Genomic DNA, 22,064 nt, shown 5'->3' on the forward strand with positions numbered 1-22,064 from the left:
CCTTTAGCCGTAATAGATTACTTATTACGGCTAACTTTAATTAAATTTCAGGATAGTTTTTCATGACGGACGCAACACAACAAGCGCTAGAGCAAGGCTCATACGACTTAATTAAACGCCGCTTAAGTAATTTTGGCGGGACTTTAAAAACGCAAATTGATGAAGTTAATCAGCAGCGTATAACGGAGTTTGGCAGTACAGAATTACAAGTTAAAGGGCGAGTGCGAGTTCGTACGGAGCAAAATTGTACACCGCGTGACATTGTAATTGTAGGCGATAAAGTTATTTTTGCTTATAACGTATTACTTGGGTTAAAAAAAGAAACCTCAATTAACGACGTGTTTAGCGTACAAAAATTAGTAGAGCAAGACGATCACTTTGAAGTGGAAGCTTACCCAGAGCAAACCCGTTTTTTAACTGATACGCGCTTTATTCGAGATTTTGAAGAGCTTTATACTTACTACAAACAAACCAGTTTACAGCACTTATACCAACAAAATGGCAAGCTGTTTGCGTTATTCCAAATTGGCGACAAGTTATCGGATGTGCGGGTTTTTCGCTGGGAAATTCACCCAGACAATACCATCAATTATATAGATAACCGCGGCGAACGTGATATTCAACACGCCCATGACTACGATTTTGAATGGCTCAAAACTGACCGCAGTGATCACGTAGAAGGGCGCCATGCCCATATTAATATTGCTGACCAAGTTTTTGTGGAGACCATAGGTGGTTCACTCACGATTAAAATTGAAAACAGCACAGATACCGGTGAAGGTATTTACCAAGAGCCGGTTGATGATAAAAACCAATCTCTTGCTGATAGTGATGTGGAATACGCGCTGGTGGGCGATTTAGTACTAATAAAAATACTCCCGTATCGCGAAAAAACATGGCGTTACTTTATTTTTAATACGCGTACTCAGCAGGTTGCTCGCCAAGATGCCATTGGCAGTGCCTGCGTTACTTTACCTGAAGATCACGGTGTTATTTTTCCCGGTGGTTATTATTTACAATCAGGGCAAGCGCGATCGTTTGAAGAGCAAATAGAAGATCTTGAATTCCACAGGCAGATAAAGTCACCTAACGGCGAAGATGTTTTATACGTATTTTATGAGCCAAGCGAAGGTCGTTATGCACTGTTTGCATACAATATTATTGATAAAAACCTGCAAAACCCTATCTATTGTCACGGCTACGGCATATACAACGATGGTTTAACGCTTACCTTTAAAGCTGATAAAGACGAACCTGAACGCGTACACCCGATTCAAATTTGGCAAAGCCCATTTGTATCAGCTGAATTTGCTGCGAATGCGCCGCCGCTGACCAGCTTTTTTGGCAAAATAGGTAACCCTGATTTAGTACGCGGTATTTCTGACTTGTACAGTGTTTGTAAAGCAATAAATGAACAAAGCCCGAGTCTATTTCATTACGAAGACATGATTGCGTTAAGTCGTAATATTTTCGACCGTTATCATTGGCTTAATGAAGGTGAGTTTACTGAAATTGCTCAAAACCTGCACAGCATTAATGAAACTGCTGAGCAAGTGCTGGATGAATTTGAAAAAGTTACTGAAATTCAAAACAAAGCCAAGCAAGCCTTGGTGGATATTAATAAACAATATACTGATGTAACTCGTGACATACGCCCAGATAGCTTTAAAGCTGCGCCACAGTTTGTGCAGGGTATTGATGCGTTAAAAATCTTAAAAGGGCAAGTGATCAGCCTTGAAGACATTAAGTATATAGATACAGATGCACTTAACGCACTACAAAACCAAATTGATGAAAGGCTTGGCGAAGTAAGCCAAGCAACAGCTTCATTTTTACAACAAGATAGCGCATTAGCACCGTACCACGAAAAACTAAAAGAGCTGGAAGAACTCAGCAGTAAAAGCGAAAGTGTCAGCGAGCTAAAAACGTATATAGCGCAACTTGATACGCAAAGCGTGGAGCTTGATTTACTCAACCACACCATGCTTGATTTAGACATTGATGACAGCCGCGTACGCACGCAAATATTAGAAGACATCAGTGCTGTTTATGCGCTGGTTAATCGCGCTAAAGCCAGTATTGAAATTCGTCAAAAAAGTCTGGGTAGTGTTGAAGCAAAAGCCGAATTTGCCGCACGCTTTAAGCTGTTTTCGCAAAGTATTACTAACGCGCTAAATAACGCCAAAACACCAGAAGCGTGTGACGATCAATTATCTCGATTACTGATTCAGCTCGAAGAGCTTGAATCGCAATTTAGTGACTTTGACGAATACCTCAGTGAGATTATTGCAAAGCGCGATGACGTATACGAAAGCTTTGAAGCGCACAAACAAAGCTTAATTGATACTCGCCAGCGCCGTGCACTTAACTTAGCTAACGCTGCAGAGCGTATTTTACAGGGCGTAAACCGCCGCGCGCAAAGCTTTACTGAGCTTGATGCGCTCAATACCTATTTTGCTGCCGATCCTATGATCAGCAAATTACGCGCATTGACTACTGAGCTCAAAGAGTTAGGCGATGAAATACGTGCCGATGATATTCAATCAAAACTCAAAGCGAGTAAAGATCAGGGCATTCGCTCACTGCGTGACAAACAAGACATTTTTACTGATGGCGGTAATTCAGTCAGTATTGGTAAACACGCATTTAGCGTAAATAAGCAGCTGCTTGATTTAACGTTATTGCCGCGCGATGAGCAGCTAATGCTGCACTTAACGGGAACTGATTATTTTGAACCAATAACAGATGAGCAAAGTCTTAATACGCTACAGCAAAGTCGCCATTTGTGGCAACAAACCTTGGTCTCTGAGAATGACGAGGTTTATCGTGGTGAGTATTTAGCTGCGCAAATATTGCTTGCGTGTGAAAACAGTGAGCACTCGCTTACTTTTGTACAGTTACAACAGGCACAAAAAGAAGATACCTTACTTTCGTTAGTGCAAAAGTTTGCTGAGCCGCGCTACCAAGAGGGTTACGAAAAAGGTATTCACGATCACGATGCATGCGCAATTATTGACACCTTATTGACTCAAAAAAATAGCTTAGATTTGCTTATTTACCCTGCAAGTTGTCGGATTGTGGCGCAGTTATTTAGCGCACAATTATCAACCGCACAACTGAATACATTTTACCATCAAGCGATCAATGCCATTTTGATGGATAAACATTTTGGTGCAACCAGTTTTATCAGCTCCTTGAATGAGCAATTAAGTCAGCAAATTGCAGAGTATTTACCGCAAATAAGTAAACTGCGCGCGCGCTTTACTGATTTATCAAGTGACTTAGCCGCCGCTTACTTAGTGCAGCAGTTAGCGCAACAAAAAACAGCAGAACAACAACAGTTTATTATTTCTCAGCAGGCCAAAAACTTAGCTGAGCAGTTTAGTAGTGACGCCAAAGCAAAAGGCTATATTAACGAGCTTAATCATGCATGCGAAAATGTAACGCAAACTGATGAACGTGCATTATTATTTTTAAGTTGGGTAAACGCCTATTGCATGCAAAGTGATAAAGTAAATGCCGTCGTGCAGGCTGAAGCTGCAAACTATGCGCATTTAAGTGCAACAACAAAACTGCATTATCATGTACTCGATGTTACCCCTATAACGCAGGTTGAACGCCTTATGGGCCAACATAAGCGAGTGCAAGAGCAAATACTGAATGTAGATTACGCTGAGTTTTATGCTCGCACGCGTAAATACATCACCGAGCAAGTACCTGCATTTGAGCAATATCACACATTACGCAGCGATATTTTGGCTGAGCAAAAAGAGCGTCTGCAGCTTGACGAATTTAAAGCACGCCCGCTTAGCTCGTTTGTACGTAATCAGCTGATCAACAAAGTGTACTTTCCAATTATTGGCGATAACTTAGCAAAACAAATTGGCTCCGCGGGTAAAAATAAACGCACCGATTTAATGGGCATGTTATTACTTATTTCGCCGCCAGGTTACGGTAAAACAACCTTGGTTGAATACGTTGCAAACCGTTTAGGGCTAACCTTTGTTAAAGTAAATTGCCCATCGATAGGGCATGATCAGGTTTCTTTAGACCCAGCACAGGCAATTAATGCCACCGCTGAAAAAGAAATTGCAAAAATTAACCAAAGCTTTGAAATGGGCAATAACGTAATGCTCTACTTGGATGATATTCAGCATACCAACCCAGAGTTTTTACAAAAATTTATTTCATTGTGTGATGGCTCACGCCGAATTGATGGCGTGTGGAATGGCAAAAGTAAAACCTATGATTTACGCGGTAAAAAGTTTGCTGTAGTGATGGCCGGTAACCCCTATACGGAATCTGGCGAGAGCTTTAAAATTCCTGACATGCTAGCTAACCGCGCCGATATTTATAACTTAGGTGATACTTTGGCAGGCTGTGAGCAAGAATTTGCCATGAGCTTTATTGAAAATGCACTGACCTCCAATTCAGTATTAGCGCCACTGGCTAATCGCAATATGGACGATTTATATAAATTAGTGCGTATTTGCCAAGGCGAAGACATTTCATTAAATGAAATGGAACATGGGTACTCACAGGCCGAAGCTAACGAAATTAAAGCCGTACTCACGCGACTAATGACCATTCGTAATACCGTGCTTAAAGTTAACGCCCAGTATATAGCCTCCGCCGCACAAGATAATAATTACCGTACCGAGCCCCCATTTAAGCTCCAAGGTAGTTACCGTAACATGAACAAAATGGCGGAGAAGGTCGTAGCTGCCATGAATGACGAAGAGCTTGAAAACCTTATACGCGATCATTATCGCGGCGAAGCGCAAACACTCAGTAAAGGCTCTGAAGAGAACTTACTCAAACTGGGTGAACTGCGTGGTACATTAACGCAAGAAGATCACGCTCGTTACAGCCAAATTAAAGAAGACTTTGTGCGCTTAAATAAACTCGATGGAGCAGGCAGCCCAGTCATGATGGCTGTTGAGCAAATGGGGTATTTACATGAATCACTTGAGGGCATTGCCAGTAAGCTCAGTAAAAATAACCTAAGCCACGATTACAGTGATTTACTGCAAAGTGTAGGCGTTAATATTCAAGGGCTAGATAATAAGCACGCATTGGCCGCACTTGCGCAATCGCTTGATAACGGCTTTAAGCAAACGCCTTATGAGAGTGGACTTGAGCAATTAAGTGCTGCAATTGCAAGTAATAACAACCACAGCCAACTTAACGCCCTCACCAAAGCGACCAGTGAAAACAATACCAACCAAGCGTTTAATAACTTAGAACAAGCTTTAGGCAAGCATTTAGCACCACTTGATAATAAAGCGGCTATTACTGAGCTGGTTGCTGCGGTATCAAATAACAACAATCATTCACAGCTCAATGAATTGAGCAAAGTGCTCACTGCAAACAATAGCAATCAATCCATTAATGTATTGGGGCAACAACTAGGTGAACATTTAGCGCAACTTCGCAATCAAGACGCTCTCAGTGAGCTGACCAATGCGGTAGCAGGTAATAATAATCATGCGCAATTGAATGAATTAGCTACACTCGTTGCAGCGAATAATAATAATCAAACATTGAACATGCTTAGCCAGCAACTAGAGCAGATGAGTAATGCCGTTGCAAGTAATAACAATCACGCACAATTGAGCGAGTTAGCTAAAGTGGTTGCGGCCAATAATAGTAACCAAACCTTGAGCATGCTGGGTCAACAATTAAGTGAATATATAGCGCCACTTGATAATAAAGCCCAGTTAAATGAGCTGATAAAAGCGGTTGCTAGCAACAGTAGCCATGCTCAAATTGACAACCTAGGCGAAAAGTTAACGCAAGCAATTAATAGCAATAACAATCATCAGCAGCTAACGCAACTTGGTGAAACATTAGATCAGCTTAAGCAGGTTACAAGTGACAATAATAACCAACAAAGCTTTGAGCAATTAATAACAGCACTTAATATGCAAACTGAGCAATTAAATACTAAAACTGAGTTAAACACGCTAGCAAGTGCAATTGCCAATAGTACGCCAGATGCTGCGCTTAATGATTTAAAACACGCATTATTAGCGGGTAGCCAAGCGCAAATGCAGTTGTTGAGCGAGCAATTATTAGTGGCGCTTAAATCGCTTGATCACAGTGAGCAACTGGCTCAAATACTCACTGCGTTGGCAGATAATAATATAGCGCAGTTAGCGCCAGATTTAGTTAATCAGCTATTAGATGAACTAGAACACAACAATAATCGTGATATATTGGAGTTAATGGCCCAACAAAATGTTAAAAATGCTGAGCAACAAGTCATACAAAGCGATGAACACAAACAGGCGTTAGATGCGCTGTTAACAGCAATGAAAAATCAGCCTGCACAGGTAATAACTAAAGTCGTTGAAACTGACACAAAAGATGACGCAATGCCTAGGCAAACTCTTTTGTAACAGGTGACAATCTAATTAAACGCACCTTCAATAGTGAGAGTGCGTATATTAACTATAAGGAAATGATAAATATGGATATTCAAGCACCAGAGTTATTTGATTCAATGGGCGAGGCAAAAATTGCCGCAGTTTATGTCAACGATGGACAGGCTGTTACAGCTAACCAAGCATTATTTGACGTTGAACTTGAAAAAGCGGTACTTGAAGTTATCGCACCCAGTGCAGGGATTGTGTATGACTTTAAAGCCAAAGTTGGCGATGTTATTCACTCTGAGCAGTTAATTATGCTTTTGCGAGAAAAATTACCCGGTGAGCAAACAGCGGATAAAAAATTACCCCTTGAAGAAGAGGTCGCTTTTTTAAAAGCTGAAAACGCACGACTTAAACAACAGCTAAAAGAGCAACAATTAACAGCTGCGGGTTAGTGGCTCTTGGGCAAGTACTATGCATGCCCGTTCAACGTATTGGCGATAATGTTTAATCGTCACCTGCTAGACAACCATAAGCAGAGTGTATATTAGTATGATTTATCAAGCCAAAATTTGATCCACAGGTATAATTAGAGCTGTGTGTATTTATAGTTTCTTGTGTTTTCCTCCCAAGTCAAAAAATAGGGAAAGTACTCTTTAATTAAATTGCTATATTTGAAAGGTAATTATGAAGTATCTCTCTATTGCGTTATTAGCTTTTAGCTTCTCAAGCCATGCTTGCATGCCTTCGGTGAATATCGATATAGCAGAAGTAGTTGTGGAAGTATCTAATCCAGTTTTTGAAGAAGGAATGATCATTAACGCGAAGACTGGAAAGGTAACTGCTAAGATATTTTTTAACAAAAAGGGGAAAGTTGTTAAAATTGAAAATTTGGATTTGACGCCTTCTTCCCTACCTTTACAGCCAATTGAAGAAGCTCTATATTCATCAAAGCGACACTTTTCTTCGGGGAAGGCTACATCGCATGATATTACAATTGATTTTCCAATTGAATTTAGAGAAAAAATAAAGTTACAGCTGAATCTAAGTCCACCAGTCTTTGGAAAGTAGAGTATTTCAAATATAAGCGGGTAGTTGGAAATATTATTAAGAAGACATAGATCTGAAAAGTCGCAATGTTACAGTCAATAAAGGTACAGTCAATAAAGGAATAAACAAATTAACCTTGCGGGCACAATGAAGTGAATGCCTCACTTCATTGTGCGACAACTCTGTATTGCCTTGTTCATAATCTAGAAAAGCTGAGAAACACGATACATTAATAAGGGTAACCCCTTATCACCTTAAATAAGCCACTTAAACACCTGTCATACCTTTCAAAACGCCCATTAAAACAACACCAAATCCTCTTTTTATATTTACGTGAAAGTCAGTTGTCGATTGAATCAAAATAGGAACTCGGCTATGGTTAATACATCAATAAAAATAAATTAAAAACGAGTTATTCTACAGGCTCGTTATATATACAGGGAAGTCCGTGCAAAAATCATTAGCCGCATTTTTATTTTTAATATTTTCTTTACCGTCTATCGCATGTGGTGATGAAAAGCAGAGCGAAGATGTACCTTTTGCTCAATTTGATGAGAAATATCAATTAGAGAATCTTAGGCTCTATAAAATTCTTGCACCTGAAAAACATGGTGACTCTTACTTAACGTCTGTTTATATGTACAAAAAGAATGAACAACATATCAGCGTAGAATTTACCAATGCATTTTTCTACCCTGGTTATAAAGAGGCAGGTATAGTTGTGCACCCTGATTTGGTAAATACTTATGATATTTACTTAAATTATTCCACCACTGAAACTGGCGGGCTTGTCATGTGCGGTGGTAATAGCATTAAGCTTAATATAAGTGAGTTGTTAGGAGTTAAAAGTCCTCCCAAGGTCATACCTCCGCCACCAAAACCTAGAGATTTTGATAATTAGTGTGGTGTAATGTATGTATAATCGGGTAGCCGGAGGTCTCTAACCTCCAGCCCCCACACCACCCATCATGCGCTTTTTATTAGCAGGAAGTGCAATGGGCGGTTCATCTCCCGTAATGGATATTGATCCAAATATCTCTCAATGACACTAAACCTTGTGACGCGAAGTAATCATTGCCTAATGCAATGTTAATTCCTTTTGTTTTTGAGCTTCTACAAGGGCCTTCGCTTCCAAGCGCCTACTTTTGGTACTGGTGATACCACAGGCTATGGTGAGTCGTTCGCTAACCCCTAATTTCATTAAACTGCGTACTTTTGTGCGTGCTATACCTGATAAAGAGCGCCACTGCCGCCAGTAGCACATTATTATCCGGCAAAATATATGCCTGTCCTTTTTTACGCTGTCCTTTTTTAAGCTCCTAGATAGACCGCCAAAATAGATGGCATCTAGCAAGTATTTAATATTATCACGAAAGGTGCGTATTAATTCTGCCGCGCAGCGGCTTCGTTCAGCAAGCAATTATACAACACAAACCGCCTGTCGCTAAATACTAAAATGTTAGCCGTATAATTGTAAATCCGAACCCTTGTGATACTATAGTGATACATTATTTGAGTTCTAAATAGAATTTATTATGAAAGTTGAACTTGTTACGACACTTAAGCGCCAAGCTACCAAAATTTTAGCTGATCTTCATATATCTAAAGAACCAGTCTTAATTACTGAGCATGGTCAACCATCCGCTTATTTAGTTGATGTTGAAGATTATGAATTTATGCAACAACGAATGGCAATTCTTGAGGGGGTTGCACGTGGTGAGCAAGCAATCAAAAACGGTAATACATTCTCGAATCAAGAAGCAAAAGAAAAAATGAGCAAATGGCTGAAATAATTTGGACCTCTCCAGCTCTTAATGATTTAAACGATATTGCTGAGTATATTTCTTTAAGTAATATTGATGCGGCTAAGAAATTGACTCAAAAAGTATTTGATAAAATATCTAGGCTAGAAGAACAGCCTGAATCAGGTAAAAGGCCACTTGAATTAAGCAACTTAAATTACCGTGAAGTTCATGTTAATCCTTGCCGTATTTTCTATAAAGTGGATAGCGACAAAGTTTATATTTTACATGTCATGCGTCAAGAGCGAGATCTTCGTAGATTTCTTCTACAGAGCTAAATACGCCTAACAACACGCCCTGAGGTTAATAAAAGAAAACAAAGGCTACACCTATCCTATTACTTAGAAAAGCGCCAATAAAAACAGGGCAACACGTTTTTAAAACAATGGTAAACGACTTGCCTGTATCGAGCCTGCCTTCACTTCATTGTGCGGCAGTTGTATTGGCTTGTTCATAACCTAGAAAAGCTGAGAAACACGATGCATTAATAGGGCTAAGCCCTTATCACCTCAAAAAGCCACTCAAACATCTGCAATACCTTAAAAAAGCCCATTAAAACAACACCAAGCCCTCTTTTTATATTTTACGTAAAATCGAAGTAACCGATTGAACCCAAATAGGATCTCAGCTATGGTTGAACCATCAATAAAAATAAATTAAAAACGAGTTATTCTACAGGCTCGTTAGGTGATTTCAAGGATAGCCCCATGAGTTATGATTTAATGGTATTTGATGCAGAACAAGCACCTAGAGAATTAGAAATCTTCTCAGATTGGTATGATGACCAGTCTGAATGGGCAGAAGAGCATGACTATGACGACCCTTCAGTAACGACTGATAAACTCCGGCTTTTTTTTATGGAGCTCATAAATGATTTTCCCCCAATGAACGGCCCTTTCGCAAAAGAGCTCGAAGATGATACCTTAGCTGATATTTGTGTTGGGAAGGTAGTTGTATACGTTGGCTTTGCTTGGTCGCAAAGTGAACCTGCTTTCGAAAAAATGTTTAGTCTCGCAAAAAAGTATTCTTTGGGTTTTTTAAACGCTAGCTCAGAAAGAGGTGAGGTTTGGTTTCCGAATACACAAGGTGAACTGGAAATTTGCTTTGAGCTTAGTGACATCACGTAATCGGGTAACCGGAGGTCTCTAACCGCCGGCCCCCACATTACCCATCATGCGCTTTTTATTAACAGGAAGTGCTATGGACGGTTCATCTCCCGTGATAAATATCTACCCAAACACTTTCAATGGCACTAAATCTTGTGAAGCTAAACACTGATTACCTAGAGTAAAATAAACACTAAGAAGACACTCATCCTATGTGAGCCTGCTGAGTAGTCACAGGCCCACTTGTCTTTTTTGCATTTGTTGTTTTGTCCCCGAAAAGTAACTAAGATGGGTTTTATCTTAATTAATTATAAGGATGTAAGATTATGCGAATCTTATTTATTTTTACCTTAGTGGTAGCGCTTTTAACTGGCTGTAAAACATTAGGCGATAACCCTCAACCAAATGCGCTAGAAGGTGAGTGGCAATTAGAATTAGAAACATTGGCTATTGGAGAACAGGAATACACTACCTTTGATGGTAAAAACCGTAAAATGATTAAAATATTTACAGACAGTCATTTTGCGTTTTCAAGTATTGGCACAAATCGACCAAGGTTTAATTCATATCAACTAACGGCAGATCAAAAAGTTGTAGCATTTGACAATTATGGTGGTTCGTTGGGCCGCTATACCTACGAAAATGATACATTAATTGAGCATATTGAATATTCTAGCTTTCCAAACTATGAGGGAGTATCTATTCCTTTCAAGATCACTATTATTGATAATACTATGATCCAAGAAGGACTTTATCCATTAATTGAACTCGGTTTGGGGGATCAGGACGGTTACTTGCGTTCAACATTCAAACGCATTGAATAGGCATTAAAAAACTAAGAGAGTACTCCTTTTGTGACCTTGGCTTTTTCAGGCTATGTAATTTTGGTGTTTTGTGTTTTATTGGTGATGATAAATATACAGCTAAATGCGCCTCCTTTAGGCGCATCAAGTTATATTGAATAGGGCATTGGCGTTTTAGAATTATGTTACCAAGCGTGACGTAAGCTCAGTTGCCAACTCACGGGCTCACCGTGTAAAACATAACCATCCCAAGATGAAATACTATTAAAATAGTGTTCGTCTAATAAATTATTAATATTTAGGGAAACACTGGTTTTATCATTAATCTCATAACGTGCCATAAAGTTGAGAAGTGTCACTGGTGATTGTTCAATTTTATATGCTTCACTTTGGCCATTAGCTAATGGCCTTTGTGGCGTGGCATAAAAACTATTTTGCCAATTAACCCCAAAACCAGCAGTAAATCCAGTTAGGTAACGATCAAAGTCATATGTGGTATAAATATTTAGTAATTTATTTGGCTCATCTGTTTTAAGCTGTTTACCTTCTTTGGATTTAGTTTTATGTTGGGAGTAACCTGCACTTAAATTCCAATCTTGGCTTAGTGAGCCGCTAAATTCTACTTCAAACCCTTTGGTCGTATCACCTTCTCCCCTTTGTATATAAGGGCGATTTCCATTTGGAGTAAGATATTTCTCGGAATAATTAGGATCAAGCTCTGCCAGACCATTCTCGATATTTTCATAAATGGCTGCGCTAACGTTAAGGGTATCTTTGAGTAACTCTCCTTTAATACCAATTTCATAACTTTCTCCAGTGCTAGGGTCAAGCATTTTGTCATTAGCGTCAAAGTAGGCCTGTGGTCTAAACGCTTCGGTGTAACTAGTGTATATGCTGTACTGCTGGCTTATATCAATAATTAACCCTGCATAGGGCGTTAGTTCATCCGTTACATTCTCTTGATAGCGTATACCTTGGAACTCCCCAGTTGAGGGGTTAAAACGATCATTGCGATAATCCCAGTTACTTATTCGCGCACCCAAAATCACTTTCACACGGTCATGAGGATTTATACGTATGGCAGCAAAACCACCGTTGGATTTGGTGATATTAACACTTTGTTTGGCTAAATCTTTAAAAGGGTAATGCGGTACATCGCCAGTCCAATCATGAAAATTGAGCCCTTCAAGGGAAATTGAGGTTTGATCAGCCTGCTTGCCAAAAGAGGTCCGGTCGCGGCTAAATTGGTTATAGCTAAAAATCATTTCGTGTGTGCGATTAAATAACTCTACGGGGCCTTGTAATGAAACATCAAATGTTGTTTGTTTATCTTCAGAGCTACTTATCACTGCGCTGTAACCAAAGCCTAAGTCACTACTACCATCTGGATTTATATAACCTTCAGGGTAAACGAAAAATAGTTTGCCGCCTTGCATCTCTATGGTGTTGTAAGTCGCAATAGCATTTAATTGCCAATCATTCTCAAAAGCGTGATCAAGGCCAATAAAATAGGTGTGCTCTTCAAGCGGCCAGCCACTCCATTTTGCGGTCATGCCTGTATCTGAACGTTTACCATTATAGCGGCTGCCATCAGCGAAAAGGTAGGGTTGGGAGTGTGAGTTTATAGCTCCTTTTGATGCGGTATCAGTATATTCTACGCCTAAGCGAAGTAGGGTGTAATCTGTTAGATCGGCTTCTAAAGTAGTGTAAATTGAGGTTTTTTGTTGCCCATAGCGTTCAATGTAAGAGTTTTTATCATAATGTGCAGCCACAAACCGAGCACGAATAGTACCGTCCTCGACTAATGAACCTGAAATATCAATCTCACCACGGTAATTATCCCAGCTGCCAGCTGAAAGACCAACACTTGCTTGAAAGTCTGTATTAGTGGCTCGCTTACGAACAAGGTTAACAGTCGCAGTAGGATCACCCGCTCCGGTTAACAAGCCATTTGCACCACGTACAATTTCAACGCGTTCATATGCAGCAGAATCGCCATTTACGTTGGGTCTGCGGCCACCAGGGAACTGCTGAACACCGTCAACTTGGATCAAGTTAACGTTACCACCACGCACAGAAAAGCGAGGTCTATCTAAACTAGATGAGCGTCGCGCATAAAACCCCGTCGCATGCTCTAAAATTTCGTCTATATTGATGGTTTGCCAATCTTGCATCATCTGATTAGTGATAACTGTAACGGCTTGTGGCGTTTCTCGCTGTGAAAGAATCATTTTTAAGGCGGCTTTATTAGCTGATTCTGAGTAATCGTTAATACTAGTGCCAGTAACATATATATGTTCAAGTTCTTGAACACGTTTAGTGTCTGTGGCTTCAGCGTAGTCATTAATGTATTGATTAGTATCAGTATTTTGTTTTGAAATCGAATGGAATGATGCGCAAATCATTAGCGCACAAGTAGAAAGTTTAAATTTACGAGTTAAATGGTATGTTTTATGAGCGTGCACAATTCGTCCTTAATTGTGATTGTTGTTAATGAAAATCATTATCACTAAAGTTGTGGGGTTTTTCAAGTACCCAATTGAGGTTTACTAAATCTGCAGATGTGGGGCAATAGCGAGGTTGTACTTTTTCCTAGTCGTAATAGTTGATCACAAATGATATTGATACTAACGGCTAAATTTAGTTTTTCTAATAAATCAAATTTAGCCGTAGAAAATTTTTTAATGTAGGAGGTTATTTTTCAGCAGAATATGGATCTTCGGCCATTAGGTAGGCTCTTAAATCTGCTTTTTGTGGTTGTGCATTAAGCCACTCTCTTAGGTCTTTTACTTTTGCGTAAGTGTCAGTGCCAAATTTATCAGCGTATATATCACTAAAATTTTGCTTGGTACTTTGCTCGCGAATTTGGTTTTGCCATTGCTGCGTGACTACGGCATTTAATGTGCCGGCTAGGCCTTCTTCTTTTAGTAACTCCCACTCACCGGCATCTAACCAGATACCGCCAACAGGTGCGCTGTAATCTATCCGGTGGTCGCTTGATGATGAAATACGAAATTTACGCATGATCACACCCGACACAGGGCAAATTAGGGCTTTTTTTGTGTCTGATGTTTCTGCTTCAAATGAGATGTTATCAGCAAATTCAAAGGTTGGGTTACGCTCTTTCCAAGCCGCAAAATCTTCGATTAAGATCCAGTGGCCATTACAATGCGTGCATGTGTGCGAGCGAAACTGACCTTCAATAAAACTTGGCTTTAGTAAGCCCTTATACCCAAGCCACCTAAAAATACAGGGTCCAGCGTTTCTCAGGGGCTTAATGTCAAGGCGTGCCTTTGCAGTAATGGCATTCCCTTTTAAAAAGGAGCAACGTAGAGAGTAAGTTCCTGAGGAACGTCCAAAGGATTGGTTTATACGCAACTTATACATCGTTATTGATTTTAACAATAGAACCACTATTATCTGCAATCAATGCCTTGCCTAAGTTGCGTATAATTCCAACTGGATCTGGATTTTTAGGTGGCTTGGGTATACCTACTAGTACAATTCATAGTATCCCTTAAAAATTTGCAACCTGATTATTTAGAGTTAGTTTTGTTTTGATCTCATTAATGAGTAAACAACAGGTTTAATTTTGGCAACAGCCAGAGTGAGTTTTTCTAATATTAACGTATTTTTAGAATTGATAACAAAGATTTACTGATTTTAAGGGCTGATTTTCACAGCGAGCATGTTATTAACCTTATTTGTTATCACTAAAATAAAGAGTGCTGAGTGAATCAATTACATTAGTAAAATAACAGATGTAAAATGTGGGTATTGATTTGACTTGCAAAGTTTACTATAAAGCCCCTGTGACGAGGCTCAATATAAGAGTTACTTGCTACTTAAGCTAAGTGCGAGATTTTTCAAACTCGCTAACAGGGTATGTTATTCTAACTGAATATACTCTCTTTATTATCAATGAAAGCCATACATTTTTTGTTGAAAAAAACCATCCAATGATCAACGCTTTGTTTTTGCTAGCAGCTGCGAAACATCCACTCGATAAGTTAGCAAAATTAATAACCCTACTGAAAGGTTTGCAAAACTTACCTAGTACAGAAAGTGGTTACAAAAATGGACATCAGTTAGATCCTAGGCTGACACATGCGCTGAGTTATATACCCAAACCACCTCAAGATGCGAGTTTCAGTTGGAATTAAAAGCGATTTAGGCAAGGCATTGATTGCAAGTAATAGTGGTTCTATTGTTAAAATCAATAACGCAGTATAAATCGCTTTTAAACCAACCCCTTGGGCGTTTCACAGGCACTTACTCTCATCGTTGTTACTTCTTAAAAGGGATGGCCATTCTTGCAAAGTAACGCCTTGATATTAAGCCCCTGTGAAACGCTGAATCCTGCATCTTGAGGTGGCTTGGGTATATATCTGAAAATATTAAAAACGTACCGAACTTAACAAAAACAGCAAAACAGGCAAACGTCAGTAATGCAACTTTAAAGCGCTTATTTAAAACATATTTGGGTAGCAGTTTTAGTGCTCAGGTTAATTTACTAAGGTTAGAGAAGTCACGGCACTTATTAGCGACTACACGATTAAGTATTGATTGTGTATCTAGTTTATCAGGCTTTAAAAGTGCTTGTTATTTTAATAAAGTGTTTAAGGCGCACATGAGCGTAACGCCTACAGCCTACAGGTCTAAAAATCTATGGCGTAAATAGAGTCTAACTCAGTTTTACTTTTACTCTTTCTTTTTAGCATGCTCATTAGTGCCTGCGCTTTGTTGAGTTTTGTGCTGGTTTTTTATATCAATAATGGGTTGGTTTCGCACACACATTAATACTTTATTTGCTGCTTGGCAGCTGCCAATATAGAGTTTATTTACTAACTCATATTGGCAACTTTGATTAAGTTTTTTTTCCTCACAGGCATGCCATGGTTGATTCGTTCCGTGAGCAGCATGAGCAAGGCTGCTTGCAGTATAAAAAAGAGCAATGGTTGAGGAAAATAATACCGTGACTAATTTTAAATGTGTTTTCATCATAAACTCCTATTACCTTGCTATTTCGCCGCTGTAACAACCAATAAACATGTTTTCAGCAATGCTTGCTGAATGATAATGATAGCCCCTAGTTTCATCGTAGTGGCCACGACATGAATCAAGGTCATTGTCTTCATTTCCTTGGCTATCAACCATACCAAAAATACCATATCCGTCTAACGCATAACCTAACATGCCAGCATGACCGTTTGATTGTTCTAGTGTTTCACTGCAACCAGCAGCACCATGATAATGATAGCCTTCGACTAAGTTGATATGGCCTGCACAGTCATCAAACGCAGCGATTGTGTAAGCGCCTAAAATGGCATCTACAGGTGCAGGTGGTGCAAGTGCAACTCCATTTAATGAAATACCTATATTATCACGGCCAATTGAAATAGGACTACTTGCCTTTACAGGTGTAATCGGGATGAGTACGGTTTGACTAATTCCACCATCAACATAGTCAATAGCACACTCCACACAGTGATTTTGATATTGCTCTTCAACATCAGGCCTTGCGGCTCCTGCGCACGAGGCTTCTGTCGTGGTGACGTTAACTTTACCGGTGCTTTCGTTATACAACTTCCAGTTACTGTCGTTGTAATGAGTATCTAGATTGGTAATAAACTCACCAGTTAAATCATAAACTTGCCCATCGCCGTCAAACCAAATACCAGCTTCATCTGCATTTGAAGTCGTATATCTAGGGCAAAAAATACCAATTTCATGGCTAGCAGGCGCGCCAGCTATTTGAATTTCATAGCACTGTGCTTCTTCGTTATTGGTCAGGGTACATGTTTGGGTTGCTACTTCTGAATCTAGTGCCCCGCTTGTAAAGTTTAGTGGATTAACTTCTACAACAATGTCTGAATTAGTATTCGTTGTTGTGTCTGAGCCGGAGTCTGTCGTTGCGGTTGTACTATCTTCTGAACTACCGCAACCAGTGACGAGTAAAGTTAAAAGTATTGTAATTGCAGACTTTGTTTTAAATAATTTTTTACTCATTGTAGTATCTCTAAGCTAAGGGTTTAAATTAGCATATAAAGAGAATGTGCAAAGAGTGTGTAAATTAATTAGTTTTTTTATAGTTGAGAATTACGCTTACCTGATGAGTTTTTTAAATACCCACTCAAGCGGTCCGGCTTTAAATTTATTTAACCAGCAAACACTAAAAATGATGCTAAACAGGCAAAACAATAGGGCTGAGAATAACGCCATACCAATTGTTTGATTATTTAATAGTCCCAATGATTCTAAAACCCCCATGCCAACAAGTACGTGCGCCACATAGAGTGTTAACGATATTTGCCCGGTTTGTTTTAACCAATGGCTTAATTTGTTTGTTTGAAATGTATCAGTAAAATAAAAACAACCTACTAACACGATAACCGATGAGCTTGTCGCGCTGAGCATATATTGAGGTAAAGGCGGTATGATAGACGTACTTAATAAAAAGCTGCTCAGTTCTAAATCTATTCCTAATTCAGCGTGTGTTTTAGTTAATAACCTTAGGCCGTAAAAAAGCAACTCAGTGATAAGTAGTACAGCGATTGAGCCTATTAATAATTGCTTTCTAAATTGAGAATCAAGTAAATCTTGTCTACCTAACCACATGCCAAAAACCAAAAAACCGCACCATGGAAAAACAGGATGAAAGCCATTAAAAAATACATGCCTTAACATACCATCTACAGTCCAAAAACCATGATAGGTTAACGTATTCCAATCCCAGCCATAACTGTAATCAAAACATATTAATAACAGCGGAAAGGCTAACACAAAAAAGCCACTTATCAATAATAGCACTCTATTACTTAGAGTGAATATACAGGCAGCAATAATAAAATAGACACCGTAAAAATGGAGAATATCGGCTTCCCAAATGGGCACATAGGCTAAGCCAATCAACATGAGTAACACAGCACGCTTGATCAGTGACCACTTTGATTTGGTTACTTCTGAAGATAAACCAGATTGACGCGCCTTGAGTGTCATAAAGGTGATGCCTATGCCTGCTAAAATAACAAACAATGCAGATGCTCGACCTTCAAATAAACTAGAAAAAAGGTACAAGGGAGAATTGCCTGGCTGTACATTCATAGCAATTTTAAAATTCACAATAACCATGCCAAATATAGCAAGTGCGCGAGCAATATCGATAGCGATCATGCGGTTCAATAGTGTTCTCCTGATTGAAGTTGAGGCTAAGTTTTAATACACTTGTGTATCATAGCAGTAACAATATATATGATACAATGGTGTCTCAAAAATGGATGTGCGTATTTCTCGTTCAAAGCAGCTCATTATTCAAGCTGGGCTTAAGTTGTTTTTACAAAACGCTGACGCCACATTGGTTGATATCGCTAAACACGCTAACGTTGGTAGAGCAACTGTATACCGTCATTTTGAGAGTAAAGAAATACTCCAAAAGGCAATCGCATTTTATTGTTTAGAGCGATTCGATAGTGTTAATAAAGATGTTGACCGCCAAGCGAAAGATCATCTTGATGCGCTTAGGTTAATACTAAAAAATACAATGCCTTTATTTGCTGAGTTTTCGTTTCTTTCAAAAATGGAACAAGTGTTGATAGATGATGCTGATTTTCAAGCCCGCTCTAAGCAGCAAAATGATGAAATGCGTGAATTAATTAGTTTAGTGATTAAACACAAAAAAATTAGTGATAATTTTTCAGTGTCATGGGTTTTTCATTTATTTGAAGGCTTACTTTGGGTGGGTTATCAAGCAATACATAGCGGTGAGCACAGCCCTGAATCGGCTTCAAACCTAGCTTATGCTACGTTCTTAAATGGAGTAGGGGCAAGTAGCTAATTGCTTAGATTTAAGACTTAGCTAAATGGCGCTTACATCGCTGTGAGCAGTAAGTTACGTTATCCCAATCGCGCAGCCATTTTTTACGCCAAGTAAAATCACGTTTGCAAATAGGGCAAGTTTTTTGTGGTAAATGTAGTTTTTTATGCGCCATTGCTATTTTTTTTATCTTTGTTTTTGGTTGTGTTTTTTATCTTTGGGGCGATACTAACGTGCTTTTTTAAAATACCGGGAATGGCGCGTTTTACGTCAATTCGTTCGCGGTATTGCCAGAGCCTTAGACGGGCTTCTTTAGACGCCTTAGTTAAATCTATCATGGGCTCTGGGTAATCTTTACCTACTTTAAAATCGTTAAATAAGGCTTCCATAGGCGTTTGCATCCAAGGTTCATGCAAGTACTCAATGGGGAGTTTTTCAAGCTCTGGACACCACTTTTTAATAAACGCACCGGTTGGATCTTGATCTTCAGATTGCTTGATTGGATTGTAATGGCGAATGGTATTTATACCTGTCACAGAGGCTTGCATTTGAATTTGCGGGTAGTGAATACCGGGCTCAAAGTCTAAAAAGTAATTCGCTAAAGGCAAGCTTGCCTGTTGCCAGCTAATGTTTAAGTGGTGTGTAACAAAACTGACCAGCATCGCTCGCATTCTAAAGTTAATATAGCCTGTGTGTTTTAAACAGCGCATGCAAGCATCAATAATGGGAATACCTGTTTGCCCTTGTGCCCAGCGCGCTAAGTCGGTTGTTACGTGTTTGTCATCGCGATAAGGGAATACATGATAACCGGGGTTAAGGGCTACAAACTCCATACTGCATTCACTTTCAAACTTTTGCATGAAATGGCAGTGCCAATGTAAGCGCGAAACAAACGCAGCTAATGGACGCTTCCAGCCTTTTTTGTCTGGGTGCTTAGAATGATAAGTGTCGATTGCCGTTTGATATACTTGCCTAAGGCTTATATTGCCCCATGCCAAGTAAGGAGAGAGCCGCGAGCAATGAGTTTGGCTTAAACTCGGGCTTGAAATGCCTTTTTGATAGCCTTTACCACGGACTTCAAAAAAGCTCTGCATAACCTGGCGTGCTTGCATTGGCCCGCCAAGTTGAAAGTTATCATCAGAGTGAGTGTAGTTTTTAGGTAAACAAGGTGGGGCATAACCACTTAAGGTTACACTGTTAACGCGTTTCCAATTTGGGATTGCAATAGTGCTTTGCATTGTTTGCTGCCATTGCTCGTTCCATTGGTTGCGGTTTGTTGCCCCTCTAATTACTGCGCCTGTTGGGGTTTCAAGCCATTGAACAGTGTGATCCTTGCACCATGCTTTTATTGCTTTATCGCGCTCAAAAGTATTATTTAAGCCAATCTCTTGATGACTAAATAGGTTAACAATTTCAAACTCTTGATTTAAAGAGTTAAGTAAGTTTTCCATTGCGCAGCTAAAGGTGTAAATAGTGGTATTGAAGCGTTTTAGCTGCTGGTTCATATCAGCAATTGACTGATATACAAACCGCCAATGACGCTCGTTATAATGACTGTCATTAAGTAATAATGGTTCAAAGTTATAGATCAATAATGTAGGCAGCGAGCTTTCAAAGGCACTTTTTAATGGCTGATGATCAGATAAACGCAAGTCACGCTTAAACCACACAATATTAATTTTATTTTGCACTGTTAACTACTTAGTGGCCAGTCGGCGGCATCTGAAGAATCTAAGCTTTGTACATTATTTCCTCGCCAATGATTAATAAAGGTATTGTGAGGGTCGTACATTTGCGTTTGTTTAGCTAAATTAAAATGACGCCCAGCACGTGGGTCTGCGCCAACCCCAGCTAAGTACTGCCAGTTGCCCCAATTTGCCGCTACATCATAATCAATTAGTTGCTGTTCAAAGTAAGCGGCCCCAAAACGCCAATCTAGATTAAGCTCATGCACAAGGCAACTTGCTACCAACTGGCGACCTCGGTTAGACATATAACCCGTTTGGTTAAGCTGTTTCATGCACGCATTGACAATAGGGTAGGGCGTGGTGCCTAGACACCATTGTTTAAACCGTTGTGAATAAAAGCTAGTTAACGGTTTTTTGCTGCCAATGCCTTTAAATGAAAATAGTTTTTTACCGTAGCACACGCTGTAAAGCTGAAAATATTCACGCCAAAGTAGCTCAAAGAAAATCCAATAGGTGGAGTCGTTGGCGCCATGTTTTTGTTCGTAATCGTGTAACGCAGCAATAATTTGGCGTACAGATAGATTGCCATTAGCTAACCATAGCGAAAATTTAGTCGAATTTTCTACCCCATCAAGTGCATTACGGGTTTGCTTGTAATTCGATGCAGCATCCCCAGTAAAATAGTGGTTTAAGTGCTCCATAGCAGCTTGCTCACCGCCAATAAATTGTGAAGATACAGCCCACTTTTTTATCTCTGGTAATGTCTTAGGCCATGGCATTGGGGCAATGAGTGGCGGCGGCAAATACGTTGGGGTATTAATTGGCGCAAGAATTTGTGGTTCGTGATGTTCTATTATTTTACGAAATTTGCTAAATGTTGCGGGGAGGTCATTACCTGAAAATGGCAGTTGATGTTCATCATATAAAGTAAAAGTATTTGCTTGGTTTATTTTTAGGTCATCAAATGTGTTACCAATAGCAGATAGTGACTGTCGTTCATTAAAACCAATTTGCTCACTACAATAAAGCGTTCGCACATTGTGATGATGGTAGTAATGACTAATAACCTCATAAGCCGGTTGATGATAAACCACTAAATGCTGCCCATAGCTTTTAAGTTGGGCGTCTAAATCACGCAAAGCGCTCACTAAAAATTGCCACCTGTATTTGCCCATAGTTTGGCTGGAAAAGCGGGTGGTTTTGAACCATTTAGGGTCAACGCAGTACACAAAACTCAATGGTGTCTTTTGCTCGCAGGCTAATTTTAATAGCTGATTGTCGTTGAGCCGCAAATCATGGGTAAACCAATATAAAGAATGTGTCATAAAATAATGTGCCAATACAGTCATTTTTATTTACTTTGAGTTCAATACGTAACAAAGTAAAAACACGTTTATTAGTACGTTAAATTTAATTTTTAAAGAGGTGATG

At 39.4% G+C, this 22,064-nt stretch carries 18 protein-coding genes; 10 read left to right on the plus strand and 8 right to left on the minus strand.

Going from position 1 to position 22,064, the window contains the following annotated elements; translation table 11 throughout:
- Window positions 1-62 precede the first annotated feature (62 nt).
- From ADS77_RS05035 to ADS77_RS05075, 8 genes are all read left to right on the plus strand, one after another.
- Window positions 63-6,401 carry a DNA repair ATPase gene (locus ADS77_RS05035; protein ID WP_235575706.1) on the plus strand — a complete coding sequence of 2,113 codons (6,339 nt, stop codon included), beginning with the start codon at window positions 63-65 and terminating at the stop codon, window positions 6,399-6,401.
- A 71-nt stretch (window positions 6,402-6,472) separates the two neighbouring features.
- Window positions 6,473-6,826, plus strand: a complete 354-nt coding sequence (locus tag ADS77_RS05040; protein ID WP_054453236.1) for a biotin/lipoyl-containing protein — start codon at window positions 6,473-6,475, stop codon at window positions 6,824-6,826.
- 232 nt (window positions 6,827-7,058) lie between these two features.
- On the plus strand, window positions 7,059-7,442 hold the full coding sequence (locus ADS77_RS05045) for a hypothetical protein (RefSeq protein ID WP_054453238.1): 384 nt from the start codon (window positions 7,059-7,061) through the stop codon (window positions 7,440-7,442).
- Window positions 7,443-7,869: 427 nt separating this feature from the next.
- A complete protein-coding gene (locus tag ADS77_RS05050) occupies window positions 7,870-8,322 on the plus strand; it encodes a hypothetical protein (RefSeq protein ID WP_054453240.1) in 453 nt (150 codons plus the stop codon).
- A 634-nt stretch (window positions 8,323-8,956) separates the two neighbouring features.
- The gene (locus ADS77_RS05060) at window positions 8,957-9,214 is read left to right on the plus strand and encodes a type II toxin-antitoxin system Phd/YefM family antitoxin (RefSeq protein WP_054206756.1); all 258 of its coding nucleotides are present in this window, start codon (window positions 8,957-8,959) and stop codon (window positions 9,212-9,214) included.
- The gene (locus ADS77_RS05065) at window positions 9,202-9,501 is read left to right on the plus strand and encodes a type II toxin-antitoxin system RelE/ParE family toxin (RefSeq protein ID WP_054453244.1); all 300 of its coding nucleotides are present in this window, start codon (window positions 9,202-9,204) and stop codon (window positions 9,499-9,501) included. The genes ADS77_RS05060 and ADS77_RS05065 overlap by 13 nt, the downstream gene beginning before the upstream one ends.
- Before the next feature lie 429 nt (window positions 9,502-9,930).
- On the plus strand, window positions 9,931-10,350 hold the full coding sequence (locus tag ADS77_RS05070; protein ID WP_054206758.1) for a hypothetical protein: 420 nt from the start codon (window positions 9,931-9,933) through the stop codon (window positions 10,348-10,350).
- Window positions 10,351-10,655: 305 nt separating this feature from the next.
- The gene (locus ADS77_RS05075) at window positions 10,656-11,153 is read left to right on the plus strand and encodes a lipocalin-like domain-containing protein (RefSeq protein WP_054453245.1); all 498 of its coding nucleotides are present in this window, start codon (window positions 10,656-10,658) and stop codon (window positions 11,151-11,153) included.
- Between the two features lie 164 nt (window positions 11,154-11,317).
- On the opposite strand, the gene ADS77_RS05080 is transcribed toward ADS77_RS05075, so the two are convergent.
- Window positions 11,318-13,597, minus strand: a complete 2,280-nt coding sequence (locus tag ADS77_RS05080; protein ID WP_235575708.1) for a TonB-dependent siderophore receptor — start codon at window positions 13,595-13,597, stop codon at window positions 11,318-11,320.
- Window positions 13,598-13,826: 229 nt separating this feature from the next.
- The gene (locus ADS77_RS05085; protein WP_235575710.1) at window positions 13,827-14,519 is read right to left on the minus strand and encodes a hypothetical protein; all 693 of its coding nucleotides are present in this window, start codon (window positions 14,517-14,519) and stop codon (window positions 13,827-13,829) included.
- A gap of 979 nt (window positions 14,520-15,498) precedes the next feature.
- On the opposite strand from ADS77_RS05085, the gene ADS77_RS22950 reads away from it, so the two are divergent.
- A complete protein-coding gene (locus ADS77_RS22950) occupies window positions 15,499-15,813 on the plus strand; it encodes a helix-turn-helix domain-containing protein (RefSeq protein WP_054205072.1) in 315 nt (104 codons plus the stop codon).
- 20 nt (window positions 15,814-15,833) lie between these two features.
- Here the strand turns inward: ADS77_RS22950 and ADS77_RS05100 are convergent, their stop codons facing one another.
- From ADS77_RS05100 to ADS77_RS05110, 3 genes are all read right to left on the minus strand, one after another.
- Window positions 15,834-16,133, minus strand: coding sequence for a hypothetical protein (locus tag ADS77_RS05100; protein WP_054453249.1), 300 nt, complete (start codon window positions 16,131-16,133; stop codon window positions 15,834-15,836).
- Between the two features lie 12 nt (window positions 16,134-16,145).
- Window positions 16,146-17,141, minus strand: a complete 996-nt coding sequence (locus tag ADS77_RS05105; protein WP_054205074.1) for a YHYH protein — start codon at window positions 17,139-17,141, stop codon at window positions 16,146-16,148.
- A 96-nt stretch (window positions 17,142-17,237) separates the two neighbouring features.
- Window positions 17,238-18,305: a DUF418 domain-containing protein gene (locus tag ADS77_RS05110; protein ID WP_235575717.1), complete on the minus strand. Its 1,068-nt coding sequence runs from the start codon at window positions 18,303-18,305 to the stop codon at window positions 17,238-17,240.
- Between the two features lie 100 nt (window positions 18,306-18,405).
- Here ADS77_RS05110 and ADS77_RS05115 point away from each other — a divergent pair, with 100 nt between their 5' ends.
- Window positions 18,406-18,966, plus strand: coding sequence for a TetR/AcrR family transcriptional regulator (locus ADS77_RS05115; protein WP_064435694.1), 561 nt, complete (start codon window positions 18,406-18,408; stop codon window positions 18,964-18,966).
- Between the two features lie 10 nt (window positions 18,967-18,976).
- Here the strand turns inward: ADS77_RS05115 and ADS77_RS21540 are convergent, their stop codons facing one another.
- Genes ADS77_RS21540 through ADS77_RS05125 form a run of 3 tightly spaced genes read right to left on the minus strand, consistent with a single transcriptional unit; the run spans window position 18,977 to window position 21,958 of the window.
- Entirely contained in the window at window positions 18,977-19,120 is a 144-nt protein-coding gene (locus ADS77_RS21540; RefSeq protein WP_082355605.1) for a DUF2256 domain-containing protein, read from the minus strand.
- Entirely contained in the window at window positions 19,110-20,636 is a 1,527-nt protein-coding gene (locus ADS77_RS05120) for a cryptochrome/deoxyribodipyrimidine photo-lyase family protein (protein WP_054453253.1), read from the minus strand. Before ADS77_RS05120 ends, ADS77_RS21540 begins: the two co-directional genes overlap by 11 nt.
- Window positions 20,637-20,638: 2 nt before the next feature.
- Window positions 20,639-21,958 (minus strand): DASH family cryptochrome, encoded by a 1,320-nt coding sequence (locus ADS77_RS05125; protein ID WP_054453348.1) that lies wholly within the window; start codon window positions 21,956-21,958, stop codon window positions 20,639-20,641.
- Window positions 21,959-22,064 lie beyond the last annotated feature (106 nt).

Source organism: Pseudoalteromonas porphyrae, assembly GCF_001298125.1.
GTDB classification, from domain to species: domain Bacteria; phylum Pseudomonadota; class Gammaproteobacteria; order Enterobacterales; family Alteromonadaceae; genus Pseudoalteromonas; species Pseudoalteromonas neustonica.

Coding starts and splice junctions, on each gene's coding strand:
- ADS77_RS05035 (WP_235575706.1), top strand. CDS start 63: ATGACGGACGCAACACAACAAGCGCTAGAGCAAGGCTCATACGACTTA.
- ADS77_RS05040 (WP_054453236.1), top strand. CDS start 6,473: ATGGATATTCAAGCACCAGAGTTATTTGATTCAATGGGCGAGGCAAAA.
- ADS77_RS05045 (WP_054453238.1), top strand. CDS start 7,059: ATGAAGTATCTCTCTATTGCGTTATTAGCTTTTAGCTTCTCAAGCCAT.
- ADS77_RS05060 (WP_054206756.1), top strand. CDS start 8,957: ATGAAAGTTGAACTTGTTACGACACTTAAGCGCCAAGCTACCAAAATT.
- ADS77_RS05065 (WP_054453244.1), top strand. CDS start 9,202: ATGGCTGAAATAATTTGGACCTCTCCAGCTCTTAATGATTTAAACGAT.
- ADS77_RS05070 (WP_054206758.1), top strand. CDS start 9,931: ATGAGTTATGATTTAATGGTATTTGATGCAGAACAAGCACCTAGAGAA.
- ADS77_RS05075 (WP_054453245.1), top strand. CDS start 10,656: ATGCGAATCTTATTTATTTTTACCTTAGTGGTAGCGCTTTTAACTGGC.
- ADS77_RS05085 (WP_235575710.1), bottom strand. CDS start 14,519: ATGTATAAGTTGCGTATAAACCAATCCTTTGGACGTTCCTCAGGAACT.
- ADS77_RS05100 (WP_054453249.1), bottom strand. CDS start 16,133: ATGAAAACACATTTAAAATTAGTCACGGTATTATTTTCCTCAACCATT.
- ADS77_RS05105 (WP_054205074.1), bottom strand. CDS start 17,141: ATGAGTAAAAAATTATTTAAAACAAAGTCTGCAATTACAATACTTTTA.
- ADS77_RS05110 (WP_235575717.1), bottom strand. CDS start 18,305: ATGATCGCTATCGATATTGCTCGCGCACTTGCTATATTTGGCATGGTT.
- ADS77_RS05115 (WP_064435694.1), top strand. CDS start 18,406: ATGGATGTGCGTATTTCTCGTTCAAAGCAGCTCATTATTCAAGCTGGG.
- ADS77_RS21540 (WP_082355605.1), bottom strand. CDS start 19,120: ATGGCGCATAAAAAACTACATTTACCACAAAAAACTTGCCCTATTTGC.
- ADS77_RS05125 (WP_054453348.1), bottom strand. CDS start 21,958: ATGACACATTCTTTATATTGGTTTACCCATGATTTGCGGCTCAACGAC.